This is a genomic window from Halomonas sp. (assembly GCF_052095695.1).
In the GTDB taxonomy this organism is placed as follows: Bacteria; Pseudomonadota; Gammaproteobacteria; order Pseudomonadales; family Halomonadaceae; genus Vreelandella.
Genome location: NZ_JBQDLQ010000164.1, coordinates 1 through 3,498 on the forward strand (window position 1 = coordinate 1; position 3,498 = coordinate 3,498).

The 3,498-nt window shown below is 54.7% G+C and carries 4 protein-coding genes; 3 read left to right on the forward strand and 1 reads right to left on the reverse strand.

Translation table 11 applies throughout. The annotated features are described in order from the left end of the window. Positions 1–477 (forward strand): hypothetical protein (locus tag ACTH5D_RS17640; RefSeq protein ID WP_441673507.1); only part of this gene is annotated, 477 nt, incomplete at its 5' end. After that, entirely contained in the window at positions 474–1,970 is a 1,497-nt protein-coding gene (locus tag ACTH5D_RS17645) for a DEAD/DEAH box helicase (protein ID WP_193092725.1), read from the forward strand. The genes ACTH5D_RS17640 and ACTH5D_RS17645, both read left to right, overlap by 4 nt. 179 nt (positions 1,971–2,149) lie before the next feature. On the opposite strand, the gene ACTH5D_RS17650 is transcribed toward ACTH5D_RS17645, so the two are convergent. Continuing rightward, positions 2,150–2,401: a hypothetical protein gene (locus ACTH5D_RS17650; protein ID WP_193092726.1), complete on the reverse strand. Its 252-nt coding sequence runs from the start codon at positions 2,399–2,401 to the stop codon at positions 2,150–2,152. Between the two features lie 124 nt (positions 2,402–2,525). Between ACTH5D_RS17650 and ACTH5D_RS17655 the strand changes: the two genes are divergently transcribed. Further along, the coding region (locus tag ACTH5D_RS17655) for an endonuclease/exonuclease/phosphatase family protein (RefSeq protein WP_441673510.1) at positions 2,526–3,498 on the forward strand (973 nt) is incomplete at its 3' end.

Genomic DNA, 3,498 nt, shown 5'->3' on the forward strand with positions numbered 1-3,498 from the left:
ATGACGGCTTGGAGGTGGTACTGGCTGAGGTGCTATGAGAAATCCGGGCTAGCGGCGTTTGATCAAAAAACGTTGCGTCTCTTCGTGCGCGATCAAATCAACAAGCGCGTAAAGCGAGGTGAGGTTGAGCGGGTTGGCTTGCATCCGTGCTTTAAGCAACGGGATCTATTTCTGGTAGCAAATGCATTCAATTCTGGAAATGACCGCTCTGGTCTAGAAAGTGCCCAGGCTTCCAGCGACGCTGAGCCGTTAACGGCCAAGCTGCGTCGAGATAGTGAACAACTGCGTGAGCAGATGGAGGACAGCCATCTTCAGCTCCAGGCGCTACAGGAAATCGTGGAAAAATACCCTGATGCACGGGATAAAATTTCACCGGTTTTCGAGGAGGAAAAAGCGCAGGCACGCGCGCTGGGTGAAAAACTGAAAGCCTACGCAAAGGTTCAGCAGAAACTGGCAGAGGAGGGGGATGACGCATGAAATTGCGCGACATACCTACTCACTTGGCGCAACATCCCCCACTTCGCGACTGGCAGCAGCGCTGCCTCACAAAAGCACTTGCTCAGCTATCTCCCGAACAACCACACTTTCTCTGTCAAGCTACACCTGGGGCAGGGAAAATGCTCATGGCGGCGGTGTTGGCGGATCAATTGCTTCAGCGTGGCGAGGTTGATTATGTGCTGTACCTAGGCCCCAGTACGGAAGTGGTAAGCCAAGCGGAAGAAGCCCTTGCCAGTGTCACGGGGTTGGCCATGGACAGCGATCTGGGCGCGCGTGGTGGGTGTTACACTTATCAATCACTGCGTACGCGCTTGAGCGCGCTGCAGCAGCTGGGTGCGCAATCGCGCGTGCTTCTAATCTGGGATGAGAGCCATCATGCCGGGCGAGTGCCCGGTACGCAGAAAGGCGCGAATGAGTGGGGCCAGGCGCTGCTATTGCTGGAGCGTTACATGACATACACCCTGGCTTTATCGGGCACGCCGTGGCGCACCGATGGCAGTTGCCTGCCCCTAATGCGTTACCTGGATATACCAGCCGACGAAGCGCTACCGCTCAAGCAGCGCTTGGTACCGGATTTTGTTTACACACTGCAAGAAGCCGTTCGCGATGGTGTCTGCCGACTCCCCTATATCAAACTAATCGATAATCGGCATATTCAGCTGACGATCAGTCATTCCAAGGGCAAACAGCGACCCAAGCAAAAGCAGTTTTCGAGTATTCCACGCTTACTTCGCCACCCTGGCGTCAGCTATGCCGACTTACTGCGCCATGACACAGCGATGGATGCACAGTTAACAAAAGGCGTCGCCCAGCTGAAAGCATTACGCCAGGCACAGCCTGCGGCAGGGGGGCTAGTGGTCGCCGCTGACATCGAGCACGCAGAAGAAGTCACTGAGTGGCTAATAGATCAAGGCGAAGATGTTTGCCTGGTGACCAGTAAAACGCCCAATGCGCACGCTAAACTGCAGGCGTTTCGTGATTCGACGCAGGCATGGATTGTGTCCGTGGGGATGATCAGCGAAGGGGTTGACATCCCGCGTTTGCGCGTGTGCTGTTACCTGAGCCGTGTTCGTACCGAGCAACATTTCCGCCAAGTATTGGGGCGGATCATTCGACGCATGGGCTTGTATGACGCTGACTGTTACTTATTTATTCTCAATGAGTCGCTATTACGTCGCTATGCGTATCGTATTGACGACGACCTTCCCGATGAAAAGGCGGTTGTCACGGTGATTTCGACTGCATCGGCGCCTGCTGCACCTTGGTATGGCAACACCGCGCCGGGAACACCGCTGGATAACGTAAAACTGCCTGAGGCAGAGGCCGCAGAAGTGGAAGATGAGGCGGTAGCGGTGGTGTTTGGAGCACCGGTCACTACTACGACCGCTGCGGCTGCAGGGAAGACACAGTGGGAGCACGATATGGCGTTTTCACAGCGATTTATAGAGCACCTTGCCACACTGAAACTCTGAACATGGCATCGCCACATTTAGCATTTCTGTGTGGCGATGCCAACGAGAAGAGGTCATCAATAGGGTAGGAGATCAAGCTCGCGTTGCCACTGGCATGTCGATTTCCTCATGCGGCCTGCATAATGTCACAGTATCTTCCCTTGCTTGCCGCACTAGCTTATTGAGTGTCGAGAGCCCAATTATTTGTTTGGTTCTTCTCCGAATTCTCTTAAGGTCGGCGATGCCAACGCATCCGCATGGGCCGTTTCAGGCGTTAATCCGTCCAGCATCACCGCTTCCCAATCGCTAATACCCACCGGCTCAAAAGGCTGGCGGTATTCGCGCACGGAGCCCTCCAGCTTCTTTAAAGACGGGTCTCGCTGGTCAATGGCGTCATCGCTGACGCTATTGCGTTCCAATGGCTTATCCCCCTGATGATTTTTCTTCGACATAATGAGGTCACTCGCTACGAACCCTGGTGTTCTTTACATCATGGCAGCACACGGTAGGCTGTCAAAGCATGCTGTGTCGCCTGCAACCTATTACCCCCAGTGGCACTGTTTTTAGGGAACGTCCATGAAAGGATCTGTAAGGCGATGGCTTGCTGCCATCGCACTCTGTGTACCGTCACTGGCTCAGGCTGACATCATCATCGGAAGTTGGAATATCCAGAATCTAGGCTGGAACAACGATAAACGGTTCGACAAAGTGGCCCATGTCGCAGGGCACTTTGACATTGTTGCTATTCAAGAATTGATGAATGAAGAAGCGTTAGTGCAGGTTGAGGCCGAGGTAGAAGCCATCAGTGGCGAAGAGTGGTCGAGCATGGCAAGCCATGCGCTTGGTCGTAGCACCTACCGTGAGCACTACGGGTTTTTATGGCGTGACGCCGCTGTATCGTATGACAGTGGTGCGGTGGTCTATATCGACAGTCGAGACGTGTTTGCTCGTGAGCCGTTTTCGGCGCAGTTCCGCAGCGATCGCACGGGGCAGGCATTTGCCCTGGCCAACGTTCACATTACCTATGGCAGTAGTATCGGTGACCGACTGCCAGAAATTGAGGCCCTGGCAAGCTATTGGCAGTGGTTAGAAGACGTGTATCCGGGCACGCCGCGTTTACTGGCGGGTGATTTCAATCTACGGCCCTCTCACGACGGCTGGGCGCCGCTACGCGGGGTAGGTGCCATTCCCGCTATTACGGACGGTGCCACAACACTCGGCATAACTGACGGTGTGTGGAGCAATCTTTATGACAACATTTGGAAAACGCCGGGAAAGTTGACGATTACGGATCGCGGTATCGTACGGTTTTCAGAGCTGTTTGAAGCCGATCATGTGACCGCCCGCGGCATCATCTCGGATCACGCCCCCGTATGGATTGCGCTGGGGAACGCGCAGCTTCAGCTCACGGCCTTTGATGGCCTGGAGTATGAAGCGGCTAATGATCCGGTGTATTGCATCGATTTGAACGACGCTACCGCTGATCAGCTAACCGAGCTGCCGAACGTGGGCCCAGCCCGTGCGGCACAGATTATCGACATGCGACCGT

Excerpts from the sequence above, each read along its gene's own strand:
- ACTH5D_RS17645 (WP_193092725.1), top strand. The coding sequence starts at position 474 with ATGAAATTGCGCGACATACCTACTCACTTGGCGCAACATCCCCCACTT.
- ACTH5D_RS17650 (WP_193092726.1), bottom strand. The coding sequence starts at position 2,401 with ATGTCGAAGAAAAATCATCAGGGGGATAAGCCATTGGAACGCAATAGC.